Raw genomic sequence first — 4333 nt, forward strand, 5'->3', positions numbered from 1 at the left:
GCTCATATCTAAAGCTAAAAATCTAGAACAAATTATCTCCGGCTTTTCAAAAGAAGTAACCCGGTTATTAAATGGAGATTCTTCCTTTATTTGGATAATACAAGATAAGAATCCAAATTTAATGAAGGGATATAATCTCAGTAAGGAAAATATATCAAAAATATCTCTAAAGATAGAGGAAGAATTAATAAATAAAAACATCAAAATTAGTCAGACTTTCTCTTCTTCAAATATAGAGCAGGATTACAGTATTTTCTTACCTGAGATACTAAAGAAAGAAGGGGTGATTTCTCTCATATGCTCTCCAGTGAAAGCAGATGGCAAACTAATCGGTATAATTACCGTTTTCAGTAAGAAAAGGAAGATTTGGAACAATAAAGAAAATAGAATAATGAATATGCTTACAGAACAAATTGCAGCCATTATGGAAAGGATGAGATATCAAAAGCATCTACAAGAAAGCTCCATTAGAGACGGGCTGACTGGTCTTTATTCTCGGATTTATTTTTTAACCAGGGCACAGGAAGAAATTACAATATGCTCACGTAAAAAAGGATGTGTTTCTTTTTTATTTTGCGATATAGATAGATTTAAAAATTATAATAGAATAGAAGGCTACACAGAGGGAGATAGACTTCTCTGTCAGACAGCAAAGTCCATAGAATCTTCTCTAAGAAAAGAAGATACCCTCTGTAGATATGGTGGAGATGAATTTGTTGTTCTTCTTCCCAATACAGACCCCTCCCAAGCGGAAAGAATAGCAATAAGAGTAAACAAGGATTTTATGAAAGCAATGGAAGCTAAGGTCTCTACACATTTATTAAATTTAAGTATTGGAATAGCATCTTATCCAATTCATAGCAACACTATTGAAGATATTTTAGTAAAAGCTGATCGAAGCATGGTTTTCGCTAAACATAGTTCAATGGGGAAAAAAGTCTATATCTGGAATCAGTGGAAAGCAAAGGTAAACGAAACAAATTTTTATGAAGAAGACCTTCTTCCTGAAATAATCAATGCTCTGGCTAAAACTGTGAACCTAAAAGATGGATATACTAGTGAGCATGCTATGCACGTAGCAGAGCAGGCTTCACTATTTGCTAAAAGTATAGGATTGGGAGAAAAAAGTATTAGAATAATCAAGACAGCATCTCATTTATATGATATAGGTAAGCTTATTACTCCGGAATACATTTTAAATAAGCCTGCCCCTTTAAATCAAGAAGAATGGGAAATTATCAAGAGAAATGCTGAAAATAGCATTAGGATAATAAAATATATTAGAGGTTTAGAAAATATTATCCCTGTAATTAGAGAAATTCGAGAAACCTGGGATGGAAAAGGATATCCAAATGGATTATCCGGGGAGCAAATATCTACAGAAGCCAGGCTGATTGCTTTAGTAGATGCTTATCAGGCACTTATTTCTAATAGGCCTTATCGCGACAAACTTAGAAAAGAAGAAGCAATAAAAGAATTGCAAGATGAAGCAGGAAAAAAGTTTGACCCTAAACTGGTGCAAGATTTTTTACATATTTTGCTTTAAATTATACCCAATTATTTCATTTTTATTGATTATAAGTAAAAAAAGAGGAAATCATCCTCAAATGATAGAATAATGGTTTAAGCTAATTTTTTATACCCTTAAAAAGTTTTAATCTCTTAATCTCTGAACCATGATTCCACTGATAATTAGGATAGACCCTCCGATCAATTGGATAAAATTAATCATCTCATTTAAGAATAAAACGCCCAGGATTAAATTGATAAGCGGAGTAAACATAATCATCATAACATAATAAGTCATATTAGTAATTCGAATAGTTTTATTGATAAAAAGAATAACAAATCCCTCTGCTATACCGGAAAGAAATACCAACAGGATTCCTTTCGAAGAAAATATATTGATCTTAAAAATAAAACTGAAGATTAAAGCCAGGATAGCAGCACAAGAAAGGATTCCCCAGCTTACAATTTCTGGTTCAAGAATTTTTATCAGTTTCTTATTTACGATAGAAAAAGAGGAAAAAAAGAAAGTAGCTACTATGACTAATAAATCACCAAAATGAGGAATAATAAATTGTCCGCTGGTGGTAACCAGGTAAATACCGATAAAAAAAGCAAAGGCAAGAAATATTTTTTCTTTGGTTAGTTTTTCGTGAAGAAAGAAAAAAGCCAGAAGGGGAATAAAGATTAAGTTACTTTTATTAAGAAAACTATAATTAATTGAAGTTGTGAATCTAAGGCTGTAGTTGCTGATGAAATAAGCAAAAAAGAGAAAAGATCCAGCAAAAAATGTATTTTTCCATTCTTTATATTGAATATTCCTGATTTTTTTTATGTGTCCTCTATGGAAAATAATAAGATTTATATTCAGTATAATAGATGCGATTAATACAAATTGAATCAACAAAGTAATAGGTGTTACACCTTTAATCAAGGCTATTTTTCTAATAAAAATAGAAAAGGATATTAAAATTGTGACAATAGAGCTATAGATTAATCTTTTAGGAATCATTTTTACCTCAAGTATTTTTATTAACACTAACAATAATCATAACAGAATATTTACGTAATTTAAACAAAAAAAGTTACAAAAAACATATCAATAAAAAGTTCCATATATAATACCTTATTTAAAATAGGGAGATAAAGGAGAATAAATCAGATGGAAACCAAAACTAAGGTTCTCGTAGCCTATGCTACTTCCTATGGTTCTACGCAGGAAATAGCCGAGGTGATCTCAGAGACGCTACGCAGCCAAGGGCTGACTGTGGATTGTGAACCGATACGGAAGGTGAAGACAATTGAAGGATATAGTGGAGTAGTCCTGGGTGCCCCATTCTATATGTTCCACTGGCATAAGGAAGCGCTTCATTTTTTGTCGGAGTACCGGGAAATTCTGACCGGCCATTTACCGCTAGCTATTTTTGCTGGTGGCCCCTTTGGCCAAGTAGACGGGAAGGAATGGCAGGAAGTACGGGAAAAATTAGATTCGGAACTAGCTAAATTCCCCTGGCTTACTCCGGTCTCTATTGAAATAGTGGGCGGAAAGTTTGATCCGACCAAGCTGCGCTTCCCCTATAATCTCATTCCCGCCCTCAAGAAGATACCGGCAAGTGACCTGCGGGATTGGGTGAAGATTCGTACCTGGGCAAGCAGCCTGGCCGGAAAAACAGGGGACGGCTGTAATAGCTCAATAGTTCGCTAACTTTTTCTAGCTTTTCATAAGGGGTTATATATGAAAGTCCTCCCGTATCTTCTTAAGTGATTATATCCAAATAAGAAGTTTCCTAAATTATAGATGAGATCCTTTAAAGAATCAAATGCATTCACGGAGAATTTGCTACCGGGGCACCGGTCGGAAAAGAGACCTGGTGATGGCGGGCAATTTTATTCCAAATAGAGGTGATGCGGTCCTGGAAATATTAAAAAAGCTTGAGACGCTGTTGGAAGGGAAATAAAATGATTATAAAAGAAAACGAAATAGAGCAATCAGTCATAAATTATCATGGTCAAAAAGATTAGATAAATATTATTACATAATAGCAGAGGAAATTAATTTTATAATAAACGATAAAGAATATGTTTATCTACTGATTATTTATGCGTAATAAAAAAAGGTGAAAGATTCAAATATAAAAACAATTCTGATAAAATTATAAAGATGATTTTAGTTCATACGCCAAATTTTAAGTTTGGTCAAGAGGTGTTTGTTAGTATTGGCAATTTATAAGGTATAAGGTAGAAAAAATCATGATTCAAAACCCTAAAAGAAGAATTCAAAAAAATAGGCAAAAAAATATAAAACGATATCTAAGGAGGAAGCCTCTGAATTCCTCCAATCACCATTTCATAAAGAACGCTTATTTGCTCTTTTCCTATTAGTAGATCTTTTTAGAAGAGCAGATGAGGAAGATATAAAGAAAATATATGACCAATATCTAAAAAACACGAATGATATTAACAATTGGGATTTAGTTGATTCTTCTGCCGGGCATATTATCGGTGTCTACTTATTCACACGTGATAAAAAACCGATTTATGACTTGCTAGATCGAAAAACTTATGGGAACGCAGAATAGCAAGGATGGCTAGATAAAACTTATCTCCTGGAATTCCTATAACCTGAAGAACCCGCAAGGCAGCGTCATCGCCTCGGTGGCCTTAGGCAGAGATATCACCGAACGTAAACAAGTCATAGAAGCCATACAGCAGAGTGAAAACCGATTCAAAGAATTGTTTAACAATATGAGTAGCGGCGTGGCTATCTATGAGGCCAAAGATCACGGTCAGGATTTTATCATCAAAGACTTTAACTGTGCCGGAGAGA

4 protein-coding genes are annotated in these 4333 nt (G+C 33.8%); 3 read left to right on the forward strand and 1 reads right to left on the reverse strand.

Annotation, left to right across the window (positions count from 1 at the left end; translation table 11 throughout):
* Positions 1-1546: diguanylate cyclase (locus ENO17_05070; GenBank protein ID HER24402.1), on the forward strand; the 1546-nt coding region annotated here is incomplete at its 5' end.
* A gap of 108 nt (positions 1547-1654) precedes the next feature.
* Here the strand turns inward: ENO17_05070 and ENO17_05075 are convergent.
* Positions 1655-2518 carry a DMT family transporter gene (locus tag ENO17_05075; protein HER24403.1) on the reverse strand — a complete coding sequence of 288 codons (864 nt, stop codon included), beginning with the start codon at positions 2516-2518 and terminating at the stop codon, positions 1655-1657.
* Between the two features lie 150 nt (positions 2519-2668).
* Between ENO17_05075 and ENO17_05080 the strand changes: the two genes are divergently transcribed.
* Together ENO17_05080 and ENO17_05085 are read left to right on the forward strand one after the other, a co-directional pair.
* Positions 2669-3211, forward strand: a complete 543-nt coding sequence (locus tag ENO17_05080; GenBank protein ID HER24404.1) for a flavodoxin — start codon at positions 2669-2671, stop codon at positions 3209-3211.
* A 601-nt stretch (positions 3212-3812) separates the two neighbouring features.
* Positions 3813-4085 (forward strand): hypothetical protein, encoded by a 273-nt coding sequence (locus ENO17_05085; GenBank protein HER24405.1) that lies wholly within the window; start codon positions 3813-3815, stop codon positions 4083-4085.
* Positions 4086-4333: the final 248 nt, after the last annotated feature.

It is taken from the genome of Candidatus Atribacteria bacterium, from assembly GCA_011056645.1.
GTDB classification, from domain to species: domain Bacteria; phylum Atribacterota; class Phoenicimicrobiia; order Phoenicimicrobiales; family Phoenicimicrobiaceae; genus Sediminicultor; species Sediminicultor quartus.

Excerpts from the sequence above, each read along its gene's own strand:
- ENO17_05075 (HER24403.1), bottom strand. The coding sequence starts at position 2,518 with ATGATTCCTAAAAGATTAATCTATAGCTCTATTGTCACAATTTTAATA.
- ENO17_05080 (HER24404.1), top strand. The coding sequence starts at position 2,669 with ATGGAAACCAAAACTAAGGTTCTCGTAGCCTATGCTACTTCCTATGGT.